Annotated in this window: 14 protein-coding genes and 1 tRNA gene; 13 read left to right on the forward strand and 2 right to left on the reverse strand. The window is 62.9% G+C overall.

Features of this window, described 5'->3' with window-relative positions:
• Positions 1-139: 139 nt before the first annotated feature.
• The 3 genes from CGL56_RS13560 (at position 140) to CGL56_RS13570 (ending at position 3,071) form a co-directional block, all read left to right on the forward strand.
• Positions 140-1,066, forward strand: a complete 927-nt coding sequence (locus CGL56_RS13560; protein ID WP_099107109.1) for a bestrophin family protein — start codon at positions 140-142, stop codon at positions 1,064-1,066.
• Between the two features lie 236 nt (positions 1,067-1,302).
• Positions 1,303-2,274 carry a hypothetical protein gene (locus tag CGL56_RS13565; RefSeq protein WP_099107110.1) on the forward strand — a complete coding sequence of 324 codons (972 nt, stop codon included), beginning with the start codon at positions 1,303-1,305 and terminating at the stop codon, positions 2,272-2,274.
• A gap of 17 nt (positions 2,275-2,291) precedes the next feature.
• Positions 2,292-3,071: a hypothetical protein gene (locus CGL56_RS13570; protein WP_099107111.1), complete on the forward strand. Its 780-nt coding sequence runs from the start codon at positions 2,292-2,294 to the stop codon at positions 3,069-3,071.
• A gap of 25 nt (positions 3,072-3,096) precedes the next feature.
• Here CGL56_RS13570 and CGL56_RS13575 read toward each other — a convergent pair whose 3' ends face one another.
• Positions 3,097-4,335 carry a LamG-like jellyroll fold domain-containing protein gene (locus tag CGL56_RS13575; protein ID WP_099107112.1) on the reverse strand — a complete coding sequence of 413 codons (1,239 nt, stop codon included), beginning with the start codon at positions 4,333-4,335 and terminating at the stop codon, positions 3,097-3,099.
• A gap of 160 nt (positions 4,336-4,495) precedes the next feature.
• Here CGL56_RS13575 and CGL56_RS13580 point away from each other — a divergent pair, with 160 nt between their 5' ends.
• The 3 genes from CGL56_RS13580 (at position 4,496) to CGL56_RS13590 (ending at position 5,754) form a co-directional block, all read left to right on the forward strand.
• The gene (locus CGL56_RS13580) at positions 4,496-4,744 is read left to right on the forward strand and encodes a GlsB/YeaQ/YmgE family stress response membrane protein (RefSeq protein WP_099107113.1); all 249 of its coding nucleotides are present in this window, start codon (positions 4,496-4,498) and stop codon (positions 4,742-4,744) included.
• 65 nt (positions 4,745-4,809) lie between these two features.
• Entirely contained in the window at positions 4,810-5,616 is an 807-nt protein-coding gene (locus CGL56_RS13585; RefSeq protein ID WP_099107114.1) for a metallophosphoesterase, read from the forward strand.
• Between the two features lie 63 nt (positions 5,617-5,679).
• A tRNA-Gln gene (locus CGL56_RS13590) sits at positions 5,680-5,754 on the forward strand.
• A gap of 53 nt (positions 5,755-5,807) precedes the next feature.
• Here CGL56_RS13590 and CGL56_RS13595 read toward each other — a convergent pair.
• A complete protein-coding gene (locus CGL56_RS13595; protein WP_099107115.1) occupies positions 5,808-7,460 on the reverse strand; it encodes an N-acyl-D-amino-acid deacylase family protein in 1,653 nt (550 codons plus the stop codon).
• Between the two features lie 236 nt (positions 7,461-7,696).
• On the opposite strand from CGL56_RS13595, the gene CGL56_RS13600 reads away from it, so the two are divergent.
• The 7 genes from CGL56_RS13600 (at position 7,697) to CGL56_RS13630 (ending at position 17,429) form a co-directional block, all read left to right on the forward strand.
• The gene (locus CGL56_RS13600; protein WP_143470736.1) at positions 7,697-10,630 is read left to right on the forward strand and encodes a T9SS type A sorting domain-containing protein; all 2,934 of its coding nucleotides are present in this window, start codon (positions 7,697-7,699) and stop codon (positions 10,628-10,630) included.
• Positions 10,631-10,952: 322 nt separating this feature from the next.
• Positions 10,953-11,531, forward strand: coding sequence for a GNAT family N-acetyltransferase (locus CGL56_RS13605; protein ID WP_099107117.1), 579 nt, complete (start codon positions 10,953-10,955; stop codon positions 11,529-11,531).
• A 79-nt stretch (positions 11,532-11,610) separates the two neighbouring features.
• Entirely contained in the window at positions 11,611-12,798 is a 1,188-nt protein-coding gene (locus CGL56_RS13610) for an argininosuccinate synthase (RefSeq protein ID WP_099107118.1), read from the forward strand.
• Positions 12,795-13,784 carry an N-acetyl-gamma-glutamyl-phosphate reductase gene (gene argC / locus CGL56_RS13615; RefSeq protein WP_099107119.1) on the forward strand — a complete coding sequence of 330 codons (990 nt, stop codon included), beginning with the start codon at positions 12,795-12,797 and terminating at the stop codon, positions 13,782-13,784. The genes CGL56_RS13610 and argC overlap by 4 nt, the downstream gene beginning before the upstream one ends.
• Before the next feature lie 44 nt (positions 13,785-13,828).
• Entirely contained in the window at positions 13,829-14,983 is a 1,155-nt protein-coding gene (locus CGL56_RS13620; protein ID WP_099107120.1) for an aspartate aminotransferase family protein, read from the forward strand.
• Positions 14,984-14,995: 12 nt separating this feature from the next.
• The gene (locus tag CGL56_RS13625; protein ID WP_099107121.1) at positions 14,996-15,934 is read left to right on the forward strand and encodes a Rossmann-fold NAD(P)-binding domain-containing protein; all 939 of its coding nucleotides are present in this window, start codon (positions 14,996-14,998) and stop codon (positions 15,932-15,934) included.
• Between the two features lie 76 nt (positions 15,935-16,010).
• On the forward strand, positions 16,011-17,429 hold the full coding sequence (locus CGL56_RS13630) for a nicotinate-nucleotide adenylyltransferase (protein WP_099107122.1): 1,419 nt from the start codon (positions 16,011-16,013) through the stop codon (positions 17,427-17,429).
• The last annotated feature ends 71 nt before the right edge of the window (positions 17,430-17,500 follow it).

The raw sequence follows: 17,500 nt of genomic DNA on the forward strand, positions 1-17,500 counted from the left end.
GATTTTTTTGTTGGACGACTAAGTGGTCCAATGGGAAGTGGTCGGACCACTTAAGTCGTCCGACCGGTTAGCGGTCGGACGAGTTCCCAAGGGACGAGCTCAGCGTTTTTGCCGATCTTCCAGGAATACCCCCCTGGAAATGATCATCTACAAGTCCAACGGCAGCTGGTTCGGCCACGTCTTCCACCTCACCTCCAGTTATACCATGCGGCGCGTCGTAAGGGCCGTTCTCCTGCTCGGTGTTTACTCCGCCCTGGTGATTGGCGGCATTCGGATCCTGAACCTCCACCGGTACCTGCAGGTCGACAGTACGGTCTTCTCGCTGCTGGCGGTGATCCTGTCCATCTTTCTCGGCTTCCGGACTACCACCGCCTACGACCGCTGGTGGGAGGCCCGCAAGCAATGGGGTGCCCTGGTCAACAACTGCCGGAACCTGGCGATCTACGTCGATAGCATGTGGCCCCCGGCCGATCTTGCCATCCGTCGCTTCATGGCCAAAAGCATTGCCAACTTCTGCCTGGCACTGGCCGAGCACCTGCGGCAGGGTACCCGGCTGGAGCAGTTGGTGGACTTGTCCGAAGAGGAAGTCGGCTACTATACCACCAAGGACCATGTTCCCAACTTCATCGCTCTGCGCATCTACCAGCGCATTGCCGCCGCCCACCGGGAGGGAACCATCAGCGAAGGGGACTACCTGAACATCAAGGCCCAGCACCAGAGCCTGCTCGACATCCTCGGGGCCTGTGAGCGGATCAAGAAGACGCCCATCCCCTTCAGTTATGCCGTCTACCTGAAGGTTTTCGTTACGGCCTACGCCGTCCTGCTGCCGTTCGGATTGTCGGAGCAGTTTGGCTGGGGTACCGTTCCCCTGACCATGCTGATCGCCTTCGCCCTGCTCGGGGTGGAACTGATGGGGGAGGAGATCGAGGACCCCTTCGGGCGGGACTGTAACGACCTGCCAACGGGCGACATCGCCCACACCATCAAGCGGAACGTCTTTGAGATTCTCGAGGACCGGACCCCCGCCGCGGAGCAGCGGCAGGAGGAGTACGACAAGGTTTTCTAGGTGGCCTCGTCGGACCACTAAAGTCGTCCGACCACTAAGCGGCGGACCACCACCGAGCCCCCCCTTGCGTTCGTCGGATATTTCCAAGGCGTGCTCGAAGGATATTGCCAATCCGGGGTGGGGAAGTGATATTGGTACTCTAGCGTTGAAAGTCACTTAATTAGTTGACAATCAACGTGCAACCCCGGCGAATCCCCGCCGTCCTTTGAGTTACCCACCCGTCAATTTTCACCGCCATGTTACGCTCCACCTTTTTCCTCATCCTGCTGGTCATGTGTGCCCTGCCGTTGTCCGCCAAGAAGGGAGAAAGCCTCTTCGACCGGTGGAGCCGCACGGAAGGGAAATCCATCGACATCTACCTGAACCTCGATACCCTGCTGGCGAACCGCAACACCACGAACGTCATGCGCGGTACCGTGGTCGACAGCGGCCTCCACTTAGGCGTTGATATCCACGTGCGCGGTCGGTTCCGCCGCCGCACCTGCGCCCTGCCGCCCATCCTGCTGCAGTTCGACAAGGACCCCCTGGTGCTGGCCGGACTCAATACCCATAACGACTACAAGCTGGTAACCCCCTGCACCGATGATGCTGCCGGACAGGACGCCATCCTGCGCGAAAACCTGGTCTACGAACTTTACCGTACCATCGACCCGGAGGCCAGCTACCGTACCCACCTGCTCACCATCACCTACCACAATACGGCCGACGGCAGCAGCTTCACCAGCTACGGCCTGGTGATCGAGGACACCGACGAACTCGAAGACCGCCTCGAAGCCAGCAACTGCGAAGACTGCTACAACCAGCCGGTGGCCAACTACACCAATGCCGAAACCGTAGCCCTGTTCCAGTACATGGTGGGCAACGCCGACTACAGCACCTCCCTGGCCCGCAACCTGAAGCTGATGCAGGCCGAAGACGGCCGCCTGACCGCCGTGCCCTACGACTTCGACTTCTGCGGGGTGGTGAACCCCACCTACGGCCGACTCATCCACCCCGAGCAGGATAATATGACCGACCGCGTGTGGGTGTGGGAGTTCCAGGCACTGCCCCAGCTGGACCAGGCCGCCAGCGAGTTCGCCCTGCTGGAAGACGAGCTGCTGGCGCAGGTGGAAGCATACACCCCCCTGAGCTACGACAGCCGCCGGGAGATCAAGGTGTACCTGAAGGACTTCTTCCGCGACCTGAAACGCAACCGGATTGGCCGTTAAACGGCTACCTTCGTCCCATGGACGCCACCCGCCTCATTGTCTTTTACATGCCCGTGGGCGTGATGGCCGTCAGCTTGATGGCGGCCATCGGTATTGGCGGACTCTTCTTTCTGAAGCGCAGCGGCGACCGGCGCGCAAACTGCCTCTACGGCGCCTTGCTGCTGGCGGGCGGCTTCACCCAGCTCCACTTTCTGCTGCTCTTCTCCGGACTGACCGTCCACCGCCCGGAACTGGAATTCCTGCCCATCTACTTCACCCTCTGGCTGCCCGTCCTGCTGTTTTTCCACGTCAAGATCAGCCTCTACCCCCGCTACCGCCTGCGGGTGGGCGACCTGAAGCACTTCATCTTCCCCCTGGCCCAGCTGCTTTTTTTCGTGGGCATCTGGCTTGTTCCCGAATTCCGGCGACCGGAGGGGCGGTACTTCTACAGCCCCTTCTACGGTGGTTTCGAGCAGGCCCTCTACCTGGTCATCTGGCCGTCCTACATCATCTTCGCCTACCAGTATTTGCGGCGCAAGCGGGCCCAGCTGGGTCGCCGTTCGCTGCCCCGCCTGCTGTGGTACCTCCGCAAGCTGCTGAAGGGGAGCATGCTTTTTGTCATCGCCTACGCGATCCTGGCAGTGAGCGACTTCGTAAGCTACAATTACTTTTTCGTGGATATGCGGAGCCAGGACTGGTACGCCGCCGCCCAGTCGCTGACCTACACCGTGCTGCTGCTGTGGCTGACCACCTACGGCTTTCAGGTGCTGCTGTGGGGCCGACGGCTCTTGCGGTCGGGGTCGGCAGGGCAACCTTAGGGCGCTGCACGCGGGTTCCCGGGGACTACCGCAATATCCTTACGCCCCCGCTGCGGACCAGTTCTTGCCCCTCGCAGCGGTACACCAGTCGCCAGAGTAACACCCCGGGGCTGACCGGCCGGCCGGAGAAGCTGCCGTCCCAGCGGTCGAAGGGATCGGCGGTGGTGAACATCCGGCCGCCGTTCCGGTCGAAGATCTCGAAGCTGATCAGCTCCTGAACCGCGAAGGGGTTGGAAATGCCGAAGGTTTCGTTGCTTTCCGGCCCGATGCCGTTCGGGGTGAAGGCCCGGGGCAAGTAAATTTCGTTACAGCGCAGGGAATCGGGGTTGATCACGATGAGCGAGAAACTGTCGCGGGCTACGCAGCCGCTAATGTCGTCGGTGATGGCCACCTGATAGGTAATCCGCCCGGCACTGGAGGGGGTGATCACCGGCTCGGCCGCCGCAGGGTCACTCACGCCGGTAGTGGGCGACCAGCTGAAAGCGGTGCCGCAGTTGCTCCTCAGGTCTACCTGGACGCTCTGCCCCAGGAAGATCTGGGCGGGAGGGGAGACGATCTTGTCCGGCGCCCGGTACAGCTGGCTTACCTCCGTAGCCGGCAGGGCCCGGTTGTAGATTCTCACTTCGTCGATGAGGCCCCGGAAGCTTCCCGCGCCGGGGGCGGGACAGGCCGCGCTGCCGATGAGCAGGTCGCCGCCGTGGTCAAGGTTCAGCCGCGCTGAACTGCTCTGGGAAGCGACTTTCACCCGGTTGAGGTAGAGGGTGGCCTCGGTAGCATCCCGGCTCAGGGTGACGTGCTGCCAGCAGGCAGCGTTGTCGATCTGGTGGGTGAGGTTGAGGGTCACATTGCCCTCCTGCAACTCGGCGGTGAGGCGGCGGCTCCCGGGGGCGTAGCGGATGGAGAAGCCATTGCCGTTGGTGCAGTTGCTGTCGCGTTTGGCAATGAGGTACTGCTCGCCGCTGCCTCCGCCCGTGGGTTTGAAATAGAGGCTGACAGTGAAGTCGCTGTCGTCGAAGAGGCGGTTGACGTTGTTGGAGCCCCCACCCGGGATGCGCACGTAATCACCTTCCGCCGTAAGCCATATCGCCTCGCCCTGGGCCCCGCAGTTGTAGTCTACCGCACCCACGGGCACGCCCAGGTTGGTGGCGTCGCCGGTGGCGTCGCCCAGGTTGCCCTCGAAGGGGTAGCTCGCCGTCAGCCCCAGGCCAGGTTGGGCAAGGAGCGAAAGGGGAAAGCTGCAGAGCATTAGGAGGAGCAAACGCATGAGGGAAGGGTAAAGGGAGTGCGAAGTTACGCCAAATAGGGAGGTAGGGGATCGCCCGAGGGTTGCGCTTTCATTTGGGTTTTTTTGACGGTAGGCGAACAAATGACGAAAAAATGAGCTGTATAGGCGTTCTCAATTCATCATCTAAACACATCGCCTTATGACTGGCATTTTAATCTGGATCCTGCTGGGTCTTATCGCTGGCGCCCTTGCCAAGTGGATCATGCCCGGACCCGATCCCGGCGGCTGGGTCGTCACCATCCTCATCGGTATCGTCGGTGCCGTCATCGGCGGCTTCCTCGGTGGAGCCCTCGGCCTGGGTGGTACCGGTGACCTGAGCCTCGGTTCCATCGCGTTGTCCGTCCTTGGTGCCCTGATTTTGCTGTTCCTTTACCGAAAACTGGCTTAGTACAACGAAATTTTTGCAGAAAACGGCCTTTTCGCACTTGCGGAAAGGTCGTTTTTGTTATTTAGATGAAAATATTCACCTCTGTGGCGCTGCGCATCGTTCAAATCACTGACCTCCACCTGCTTTCCCCCGGTGAATTACTCATGGGGCTGGACGTGGAGGCCCGCTTCGAAGCGGTACTTGCGGCCGCTTCCCGCCACGCCCCGGATGCTTTCTGCTTCACCGGAGATTTCTGTGCCAACGAGCCGGTCCGCGCGGTATACGAGCGGCTGCGCCCCCGCTTTGACGCCCTGCCCGCCCCCTACTACCTGACCGCCGGCAACCACGACGACCGCCGCATGATCCGCGAGGTCTTCGATACCCCCGGGCAGGACAATGAGCCGGTCTACGGTCCCGTGGACATACAAGGGCAATGCTGCCTGTTCCTGGATACCAGCCCCGGAACCACCGATGGCGGGCAGCTCGACTGGTTCGCCGAAGCCCTGCGGAAGCACCCCGACGCCCCCGTCTTCATGCACCACCCCCCGATCAAGATGGGCGTCCGCTTCATGGATCAGAAATACCCCCTGCGCGACACCGACCGCCTGGTGGACATCCTGACCGCCGATGGCGTCCGCCGCCGCGTCTTCTGCGGCCACTACCACACCCCCCGAATGGTGAGCCACGAAGCGCTGGACGTTTTCCTCTGTCCCCCCACCAGTTTCTTTATCCAGTCCACCACCCCGGATTTTGCCCTGGCCGACCACGATCCAGGCTACCTCCTGCTGGAATGGGCGGACGGGGGCGACTTCCGCTGCGTGGAATACCAGGTCCGCGACGACGGCCGCGAGGCCGCCCGTGATCAACTTCCCGCCGCCCCACGCGTTAACTAAAATTGTTACGCGGCTTGTGAGATTATGGAAGCGTTCCTATATTTGCGGCCGCTAAAGTCACCGAGACCCATGGTGTAATTGGCAACACAACAGATTTTGGTTCTGTCGTTCAAGGTTCGAGTCCTTGTGGGTCTACCAACAGCGATTAAGCCCGGAGCAACTGCTCCGGGCTTTTTTTGTGCCCGGACCCCTCAGGGGGCTAGCGACCCGGCGGCACCGGGCCCCTTTACGAAGCGGCCGCAGCCGTTGCCGGTTGGTTCGCCGTTGTGGAGGGAGAGGCAGCCGTTGACCACCACGTCGCGCACGCCTGTGGCATATTGGTGGGGATCGGCGAAGGTGGCGTTGTCGCGCACTTCGGCGGGGTCGAAGACCACGATATCGGCGAAGTGGCCCACTTTCAAGTGGCCGCGGCGCGCCAAGCGCAGGTTTTCGGCCGGGAGGGCGGAAAGCCGGCGGATGCCTTCCTCGAGGGGGAAGAGGCCCTTGTCGCGGCTGAAGTGCCCCAGCACTCTGATGAAGGAACCATAGGCGCGGGGGTGGGTGCTCTGCGCCAGGAAGGCGCCTTCGGCACTGTAGGCTCCGGCGTCGGAGCAGAAGCTCATCCAGGGCTGCTGGATTTTCCGGTCGATGTTCTCCTCCGACATCGAGAAGTACACCACCTGGATGCGGCTGCGGTCTTCCCGGATCAGGTCGATCACGGCCCGGGCCGGCGTCACGCCCCGCTCGGTGGCCACCTCGTCCAGCCGGCGACCGGCGTAGCGGCGCAGGTCCTTGTTCTTGAAGCCCACGAAGAGGATGCTCTCGGGGGGATTGCGGAAGCGGATCTCCTCTTCCACCCGGGCGCGGGTGGCGGGGTCGTCCAGTCGGGTCAGCATCTCGTCGATCCCCTCCTTGCGCACCCACTGCGGCAGCTGGACGTGAAGGCCGGTGGAGCTGGCGTTGTAGGTGTACATATCGGCGGTAACCGGGAGGCCCTCGTCGCGAACGCGGTCGATCCAGCGGATGACGCTGTCCATCTTCCACCAGTTGTCGGCGCCCGAGGCCTTGAGGTGGTAGATCTCCGAGCGCACTTTGGCGTCCCGGCAGATGGACATAAATTCCCCTATGGCCTCAAACAGTTCGTCCCCTTCATCGCGGATGTGGGAGACGTACATGCCATCGTAGTCGGCCGCCACCCGGGCCAGTTCGGTCAGTTCCTCGGTGTCGGCGTGCATACTGGGGGAATAGAGCAGGGAGGAGGACAGCCCCATGGCACCTTCCGCCATGGCGTGGGCCAGCAGGCTTTTCATCTCCTCCATTTCCCGGGGGGTGGCCGGGCGGTCGGCGTATCCGATCACGTGGGTTCTGAGCGTCCCGTTCCCGACGAAGGAGGCCACGTTCACCGCCACGCCCCGGTCCTCAAGGTGGGTGAGGTATTCGCCCAGGGTGGTCCAGGGAATGTCGTACTTCAGCTCCTGCTGCCCCTGGCGCATTTCCTGCTTCATGCGGGGGGTCAGGGGCCCCATCGAGCGGCCTTCGCCCATCACTTCCAGGGTGACGCCCTGGCGGAGGTCGCTCTGGGCCCGGCCGTCGATCAGAAGGGATTCGTTGGCCCAGCTGAGCATGTTGATGAAGCCGGGGGCCACGGCCATTCCCCTTGCATCGATCCTGCGCTCCGCCGCCCCCAGCTTCTGCCCGATGGCGGCAATGGAGTCGCCCCGCAGACCGATGTCCGCCACGTAGGGCTCCCCACCCGATCCGTCGTAGACAAGACCGCCCTGGATCACCAGGTCGTAGGCGGGGGTGGGGGACGAACAGCCCACCGCGAGAACGGACAGGCAGGCAAGCAGGAGAGAAAAGCGCATGGGCCAGGGGGAGGTTGGTTCACCCAAGGTAGCCCAACTGACCGGCTCCAGACGGCGGTTCGGGGTGCCGGAGCCGCGAAAAAACGAGCGTCGCCGGCCCTCTGGGTAAAATTTTTATTTTGTCCGATTCCCGGCCAAGCCCGGAATAGTTTCTTTTTCCTGTCACGGGGGCGTAATATTGGCCCCCAGCGCGTAGCCCTCACCTCGCCGGGCGACCACCTATTAATCAAATTGCTATGCAGAAAACTATACTCCTTTTTGGCCTCCTATTGGTGGCCTTCACCACCACCAACGCCCAGGTCATCTACGTGGACGCCGACGCCGCCGGGGGCAACGACGGCACCTCCTGGGCCGACGCCTATTCCGATCTCGGCATAGCCATTGAAAACGCCGCGGCCGGCAGCGCCCTCTGGATCGCCGCCGGGCGCTACATCACTCCCGACACGGCCGCCTTCTTTATTGACCGCGAGCTGTCGCTCTACGGTGGCTTCGCCGGTACGGAAACCTCGATGGAGGAAGCCGACCCCGAAACCAACGTCACCATCCTGAGCGGCGACGTGCTGGGCAATGACAACGGCACCACCTTCGACAGCACCCTGGCCGTCGACAACAACCGGGTGCTCGTCATCATCGACACCAACGACGTGAGCAATTTCACCGTTACCCTGGACGGTCTGACGATCCGTGACGGTGCCATCGCCGCCAACTATTCCAGCGGGTCCCTGCTCCCCTTCGCGGGCGGCGGCATCTACGCCGAGGCGCGCACCAACATTTCCCGGGTCACCTTCACCAAAAACCGTGCCCCGTTCGGCGCGGCCACGGCCCACGTTTTTACCACGTCGTCGCAGTCTTCCTTCGATGACATTTCCAGTGTGGACAACTACTCCAGCATCACGGCGAGCCACTACTTCAACAGCGTCGATACGATCAGCTTCACCAACAGCATGTTCAGCAGCTCGCCCAACGTGGTCGTGGGAGGCGGCTTCATTTCCGCGGCCGCCATGGACGGCCTGACCGTGGACAACTGCAGCTTCAGTGGCCTGAACGGGGGCACCTCCGTCCGCGGCGGCGCCATCAGCACGGCCAGCACCCTGAACATCCGGATCCTGAACAGTGAGTTCAGCGACCTGAGCGCCGACCTGGGCGGCGCGCTTTACCTGCGCAACCCCAACCTGTTCATGGGCGACCGGGAGGTGGACGCCATGGAGTGTCTCATCGACAACTGCACCTTCACCGACGTCAACGCCCAGCGGTGGGGTGGGGCCGTCTTCATCGGCAACATGAGCCACACCATCACCAATTCCACCTTTACGGACGGGGTGGGCGCCCAGACGGGCGGACTCGGCGGGGCCGTCTACGCCCAGAATGGCGACACCCTGGGCTACGCCTACCACATCGACAATACCGACTTTATCCGCAACACCACGCCCGCCAGCAGCGGGGGGGCCATCTTCTACTTCGCGGAGAACGTCCACGTATCCATTACCGACAGCCGCTTCGAGGGCAACATCGCCGCCGGCAACGGCGGGGCCATGTTCCTGCAGGGCGCCGGGGCCGACCGCACTTCGGAGACCCTGGTGGACAACTGTGAGTTCGTGGGCAATACGGCCGGCAGCTTCGCCGCCGCCGCCCTGTTCCTCTTCGAGCACACCACCGTTTCAAACAGCAGCTTCAGCGACCACTCCGCCACCAATGGTACCGTCTACGTAGGCGCGGGAGGCAAGACCTACTCGGTGGTAAATTCCGAGTTCATGGACAACGGATCATCTTCCAATACCGACTTCGCGCGCGGCGCGGGCATCTGGGCCGGACTTTCCGGCGGCGGCGTTCCTGACAGCATCGTAGTGGACAGCTGCACCTTCAGTGGCAACGTCGTGGCTGGAGACGATTTCATCAGTGGCGGCTCGGCCATTTACGTCAGTGGGGACGTGGGGCCCTCGGTACCCAGTTTCCGGGTGATGAACTCCAGCTTCGTCAATAACGCCGCCATCAACGACGCCGACGCGGCCATCGAGGTGATCAACGGCACCAACCTGGAAGTCATCAACTCCGACTTCTTCGCCAACTCCTCCTCCGGATCCGGTGGCGCCATCAACATGTGGCAGCTCCCCGAGCCGGATACCCTGGACGGTGTCCCCTACACCTTCTACGTGCCCAATAACGTCCCCAGTCTGATGGTCGAGCGCAGCCTGTTCGTCAACAACAATGCCGGGGTACAGGGCGGTGCGATCAACCTGTACTCGGGAACCATCGAGATGCGCAACTCCATCATGCTCGGCAACACCGTGGACAACGGGGCCGGCAGCGGCGGGGCGATCCTCATCAACGGCAGTTCCTCCCTGGGTGCTGAGCTGGACAACTTCCTCGTCAACAACACCTTCTACAACAACCGCGACGGTGGCCGCGCCGGCATCGACACCCTGCCCGGTTCGGTAGGTAACGCCGTAGCCGTGTTCCAGCCCGGCAACACCGATCCGCTGACCAACTACGTCAACCTGACCATCCAGAACAACGCTTTCTTCATGGATGCCCCCAACGAAGAGAGCATTGGTCTGGAGCTCAACGTAGGTGACGTGAACGACCCCACCGGCTTCGGCGCCATCAACGTGACCTCCCTGGGCGGCAACTACTTCAGCAGCAGCCTGGCGGCAAACCTGCCCATCGACGAAGTTAGCGGTGAGGACGTGGTGAATACGGATATTGACCTCGAAGAAGTATTCGTGGATCCCTTCGAAGCAGACCCCAGCTCCGATTTCCCGGACGTCAACCTGGTCGACAGCGAAACGAACGTACTGGTGAACGGTGGAACCACCGGCGAACTGGTACCCGAGGTTGACTTCTACAACCGCGCCCGCATCGGCCTGCCCGACATCGGCGCCATCGAACTGGATACCGCCTCCACCAGCGTGGCCGAGCCGATCAGCCAGAGCGGACTGGCCCTGCAGTTCTTCCCCAACCCCACCGTCGACGTGGTCAACATCGTGAACCACGACCCGTCCATCAGCCACTTTACCGTGCTGGTGTCCGACATGCAGGGGCGCTTCGTCGCCGGCCGCCAGTTCGGCGCCGTCAACAACAAGCTGGACGTAAGCAGCCTGCCCAAGGGGGTCTACAACCTGACCCTGCTGATCAACGGCAAGGTATACAGCCAGCAGATCATGCGGCAGTAAGTCGCAACGACACCAGCCTTCTTTCGGGGGGCGGGTCGCCAGCAGGGCGGCCCGCTCCCCTTTTTTTTACGGCGGCTTAGGAATTCCCCGGCACCCGCGGCCGCGGCTAAAATGAACCTCGGGGCCTGTGGATTGTATAAATAGCAGTAACTTTGCCGCATGCAACTGGTACAAAACCGCATCCGCCTCTTAAGGCGAAGGATTTAATACGCTTCCCGCCCCGGCCCGGAAGCCGGCACCCCCGTAGTGCCGATCCCACAGTACCACCCCCCCCTCTCCAATCATTCTGACCTGCCCCAGGGCTCGTCCTTCCTTTTCAGCTATGCAGATCAAGATCCTGGTTGCCCAACCGGAACATACCGTATTCGCACCGGCCATTTGTGCCCTCATTGAAGAATCCGCCAAGGCCCGCGGAACCGGTATCGCCAAGCGCAAACCGGAATACATTGAGGAAAAGATGCTCACCGGCAAGGCCATCCTGGCCCTGGTCGACGGGGAAATCGGTGGCTTCAGCTACATCGAAACCTGGGAGCACGGCAAATACGTGGCCAACTCCGGCCTCATCGTCAACCCCGCCTTCCGCCGCCATGGGTTGGCCCGCCGGATCAAAGCGGCTATCTTCCAGCTGTCGCGGACCAAGTACCCCGAGGCCCGCATCTTTGGCATCACGACCAGTCTGCCGGTGATGAAGATCAACAGCGACCTGGGCTACCGCCCGGTGACCTTCTCGGAACTCACCCAGGACGACGCCTTCTGGGCCGGCTGCAAGACCTGCCCGAACCACGACATCCTGGAGCGCAACCAGCGCCGGATGTGCCTGTGTACTGCCATGATGGCGCCCAGCGCCGTGGAGGCCCGCAAGATGGCGGTCGACCTCTCCGAGATGATCGTGGAGGCCTGAGGCCGGCCAAAGACATATCTTGATTTACGATGGGAAGGAGCGGTTCCGCCCGCGGCTTCCGACTATAAACCAGCACACCTTGAAGAAAATAGTTCTTGCCTATTCGGGCGGATTAGACACCAGCTTTTGCGTTAAATACCTTACCGAACAGGGCTACGAGGTCCACGCCCTGACGGTCGACACCGGCGGATTCTCCGCCGAAGAGCTCGCCGAAATGCGGGAGCGGGCCCTCGCCCTGGGCGCGGCCTCCTACAAAAGCATCGACGTAACCGACGACTACTACCGCGAGTGCCTGCGCTTTCTGGTATACGGTAACTGCCTGCGCTACCAGACCTACCCGATGTCGGTGAGCGCCGAGCGCATGTTCCAGGCCATGACTACGGCCCGCTACGCCGTGGAGATCGACGCCGACGGGGTGGCCCACGGCAGCACCGGAGCCGGCAACGACCAGGTACGCTTCGACCTGGCCTTCGAGCTCAGCGGAAAAGACCTGGAGATCATCACCCCCATCCGCGACCTGAAGCTGTCGCGGCAGGAGGAGGTAGACTATCTGGCCGAACGCGGGCTGCAATGGCCGGAGAAGAAAGGCACCTACAGCATCAACGCCGGACTGTGGGGTACCTCAGTGGGTGGGGCGGAAACCCTCACCAGCCACCAGCCCCTGCCGGAAGACGCCTGGCCCGTGCCGGTTACCGCTACCGAGCCGCGCAAGCTCGACATTCACTTCCGGAAGGGACAGATCACCGGCTTCGACGACCAGGAGTTCGTCGGGCAGGTCGCCGCCATCCGGGCACTGGAAGAACTGGCCGCCCCCTACGGCGTGGGCCGCGACGTCCACGTGGGAGATACCATCATCGGCATCAAGGGCCGGGTGGGCTTCGCCGCCGCCGCCGCCGTCCTCATCATCAAGGCCCACCACCTGCTGGAGAAACACACCCTCGGCAAGTGGCAGCTCTTCTGGAAGGAGCAACTCAGCAACTGGTACGGCATGATGCTGCACGAAGGGCAGTTCCTGGACCCCGTGATGCGGGACGTGGAGGCCTTCCTGGAAAGTTCACAGGACACCGTCAATGGCACCGTCCACCTCACCCTCCACCCCCACCGCTTCACCCTCGACGGCATCACCTCCGACGACGACCTCCTTGGGGCCGGTTTCGGCTCCTACGGGGAGATGAACAAGGGCTGGAGCGGCGACGACGTCCGCGGGTTCACCAAGATCCTGAGCGTACCCGGCCGCATCCGTAACAGCGTACACCAGCAGTCATGAAGCGAGTAGGAATCATCGGCGGCGGGGGCTACACGGCGGGCGAGCTGCTGCGCATCCTGGTACACCACCCGGAGGTGGAGATCGCCTTCGTGGAGAGCAGCAGCCAGGCCGGCAAGGCCGTCCATGAGGTGCATTCCGACCTGGTGGGCGATACGGACCTTCATTTTGTCGGGAACGCGGGTGCCATGCTCAGTGGAAGCGGAGCCGGCGATCAGGGCCCGGTAGATGCCGTCTTCCTCTGCATGGGCCACGGCATGTCGCGGGGGTGGGTGGAATCCCACCGGCTCCGGCAGGGACTTCTGGTCGTTGACCTGAGTACCGACTACCGCCTCGACTCCGACTGGGTGTACGGGCTGCCCGAGATCAACCGGGAAGCCACCCGTGGCGCTACCCGCATCGCCAATCCCGGCTGTTTCGCCACCGCCATCCAGCTGGCCCTGCTGCCCCTGGCCGCCGCCGGCCTGGCCGAAGGGGAGGTGCACGTCAACGGCATCACGGGGAGCACCGGTGCCGGTCAGAGCCCCTCACCGACCACCCACTTCAGCTGGCGCAACGCCAACGTGAGCCTGTACAAGGCCTTTAACCACCAGCACCTCGCCGAGATCTCCCGCAGCGCCCAGCAAGTGGGGCGGCAGGCGGAGGGTGACATTCACTTCCTGCCCGTGCGGGGCCCCTTCGCCCGCGGCATCCTGGTGACTTGCTACCTGGACACCGACCGCTCGGAGGAGGAACTGCGGCAGTTGTTCCGCGACTTCTACGCCGGCGCCGCCTTCACCCACGTCACCGACGAGGGCATCAACCTGAAGCAGGTGGTGAACACCAACAAGGGGCTCGTCCACGTGGAAAAACACGGCAACAAGGTGCTCGTCACCACCGCCATCGACAACCTTCTGAAGGGGGCCAGCGGGCAGGCCGTCCAGAATATGAACCTCGCCCTGGGGCTGGAGGAGCAGGCCGGACTCCGCCTGAAAGCCTCCATGTTCTAGCAAGCGGCAGCCGCCGTTTCCTTTATTCCTATCAATCTCCTGCCATGCAGCTTTACGACGTCTATTCCCTCTATCCCATCGAGCCGGTCCGCGGTGAAGGCAGCTACGTATTTACGGCCGACGGGGAGCGCTACCTGGATTTCTACGGCGGCCACGCCGTCATCAGCGTGGGCCACGCCCACCCCCACTACGTGAAGCTGATCTCGGAGCAGGTAGCCCGGCTGGGCTTCTACAGCAACAGCGTGGAGAACCCCCTGCAACAGGAGCTGGCCGACAAGCTCGGGCGGCTGTCGGGCCTGGACGATTACAGCCTCTTCCTGGTCAGCAGCGGCGCCGAGGCCAACGAGAATGCCCTCAAACTGGCGAGCTTCCGGACCGGCCGCCGGCGGGTGATCGCCTTCCGCGGTGGGTTCCACGGGCGCACCTCCGCGGCCGTCAACGCCACCGACAACGAGGGCATCAAGGCCCCCATCAACCGCAATTACCCGGTTACCTTCCTGGAGCTCAACGACCTGGACGCCCTGGCGCGGGAGCTGAAGAAGGGCGACGTAGCCGCCGTCATCATCGAGGGCATCCAGGGAATCGGGGGCATCCATATCCCGGAGAAGGATTACCTGGAAGCCCTGCCCGGCCTCTGCCACGCCAACGGCACCCTGCTCATCCTGGACGAGGTGCAGTCGGGCTACGGCCGCAGCGGCAAGTTCTTCGCCTTCCAGCACTGCGACGTGCGGCCGGACATCGTGACGGTAGCCAAGGGCATGGGCAACGGATTCCCGATCGGCGGCGTCCTTATTGCACCGGAAATCCCGGCGCAGAAGGGGCAGCTCGGGACCACCTTCGGGGGCAGCCACCTGGCCTGCGCCGCGGGCATCGCCGTCCTCGACATCATGGAAAACGAAGACCTCATCGGCAACGCCGACCGGCAGGGGGAATACCTGCGCCACGCCCTGGAGGAAACGGGGCTGTTCACCAACGTGCGGGGGCAGGGTCTGATGATCGGCCTGGATATGGACGAGCCGATCGGGGAGCTGCGCAAGCGCCTGCTGTTCGAGCACAGGGTGTTTACCGGATCGGCCAAGGACCCCAATACCATCCGCCTGCTTCCGCCGCTGAACGTGACCCGCGAAGCCTGTGAGGTAGTAATCGATGCTTTTCAGGAGGCCCTGGTGGCCGGGGGGCAGTCCGGCAAAAACCATTAACACCCACTCTCCATGGAAAACTTCCTTTCGGTCCACGACGCCGCATCCGTTCACGACCTGATCGGGCTGGCCGCCAAGATCAAGGCCGCCCCCCTGGACTACGACAAGACCGGTCAGCACAAGACCCTTATCAACCTCTTCTTCAACCCCAGCCTGCGCACCCGGCTGAGCACCGAGAAGGCCGGGGTCACCCTGGGCTTCCAGGTGATCACCATGGACATGGCCGGGGGGTGGAAACTCGAATTCGAGGACGGGGTAGTGATGAACCTGGACCGCGCCGAGCACGTCCGGGAAGCCGCCGGCGTCCTCAGCCAGTACTGCGACGTGCTGGCGGTACGCTCCTTCCCCGAGCTGAAGGACCGTGACGCCGACTACGCCGACCGCGTCATCAACGCCTTCGTGAAGTATGCCACCGTTCCGGTGGTCAGCCTGGAATCGGCCATCCGCCACCCCCTGCAGAGCCTGGCCGACTGCCTGACGATCCGCGAGCACCGTCGCTCGGCCCGCCCCCGGGTGGCCCTCACCTGGGCACCCCACCCCCGGCAGCTGCCGCAGGCCGTACCGAACAGCTTCGCCGAGTGGATGATCCACTGGGGTGACGTCGACCTCGTCATTGCCAACCCGGAAGGCTTTGATCTGGCCCCGGAATTCACCCGCGGCGCGGAAGTGGTGCACGACCAGGCCGCCGCCCTGCGCGGGGCGGAGTTCGTCTACGCCAAGAACTGGTCGAGCTACTCCGACTACGGGGCCACGGCCGACCTGCCCGACTGGATCGTGAACGAGGAGAAGATGGCCCTCACCGACGACGCCTTCTTTATGCACTGCCTGCCCGTGCGGCGCAACGTCATCGTTTCCGACGGGGTGCTGAACAGCGACCGTTCGCTGGTGTTGCAGCAAGCAAACAACCGGACCTGGGCGGCGGCGGCCGTACTGGCCGCCCTGACGGACTGAGCGCCGCGCCGCAGGAGTCCGTCCCCGGTGGCTCCGGGGGAAGTGGTACATTGTACGCCGCAAAGTGTAATCTCCTATGGCCCGCCAGCTCCTAGAAACCGAACAGAAAGCCCTCGAAATCAACCTGAACCCGAAGATCTACGGCACCTTCGCCGAGATCGGGGCGGGGCAGGAGGTGGCCCGTCATTTCTTCCAGGTGGGGGCCGCCGCCGGCACCATCGCCAAGACGATGAGTGCCTACGACAAGGTGTACTCCGACCAGATCTACGGGGTGGAGCCCAGCGGGCGCTACGTCTGCGAGAGCCGCATTCACAAGATGCTCGACCACGAGTACGACCTGATGGTGGACCGGCTGCGGCACGACCGCCCGGAGACCAACTTCTTCGTCTTCGCCGATACGGTGGCGGCAATAAACTACACCCGGACCATCCGGGGCAACGGCTGGCTGGGCCTCCGTTTCGAGCTTTCACCGAACGGCGGAGCCAACGACCTGTTGCTCCACGCCCGCATGCTGGACAACGACAACCAGCTGCAGCAGCAGGCCATCGGCATCCTCGGGGTGAACATGATTTACGGGGCCTTCCTCCTCCACGACGACCCGGAGGCCCTGGTGGAAAGTCTGCTCGACGGCCTCAAGGGCCGCATCGCTATTGATATGATGGTGCTGAGCGGGCCCGACTTCTCGGTCGACAACCGCCTGCTCAGCCTCTGGCTGGTGAAGCACGCCCTGACGGACATCACCATGTTCGACCCCCGGGGCCGCAGCATCCACCCCAGCGAATTCCTCTACAAGAAGGCCGTAATGGTGGTGAGGGGCAGCTTCCGGCCCACTACCCTCGTGAACGCCGACATGCTGGAGTCCGGCTACCGGCAGTTCCGCTCCGAGCAGAATATCGACCCCAGCAAAAGCTTCCTGCTGACGGAGCTCACCCTGGACAACCTCCAGCACAGCTCGGAGCTCAACGAGCGGGATTACCTCCACCGGGCTACCCTGCTTAACGCCCTGGGGCAAACGGTCATCATCAGCAACTACCATCGCTACGGCGACCTGATCGAGTACCTGTCGCTCTACAAGGTCTCCCCCCTGGGCATCGTCGTGGGGGTGAACGACCTGCTGCAGCTCATCAGCGAGAAGTACTACGCCAACCAGGACGGACGCCTGCTGGCGGCCTTCGGGGAGATTTTTACCCGCAACGTAAAGCTGTACGTCTATCCCGCCCAGCAGGAAGGGAGTGCCGACCTGATGACGGCCGAGAACGTTCCCATCCCCGAAGGCGTCAAGTTCCTCTACCGCCACCTCCTCGACAGCGGACAAATCGTGGACATCGAGGGCTTCAACGCCAACAACCTCCACATCTACAGCCGCAACGTGCTGGAGATGATCCGGGCCGGCGAGGACGGCTGGGAAAAGATGGTGCCCGATCGCGTGGCCAAGCTGGTGAAGGGAGACTGCCTCTTCGGCTACCCCTCGGAGAAACTGGAGTTCGAGTATTAGACCCGGTGCAATCCCCCCACCCCCGACAACCAAAGGGGAGGGGTAGTTGTACTTACAAGAACCATCATCAT

The organism is Neolewinella marina (assembly GCF_002631205.1).
Classification (GTDB): Bacteria; Bacteroidota; Bacteroidia; order Chitinophagales; family Saprospiraceae; genus Neolewinella; species Neolewinella marina.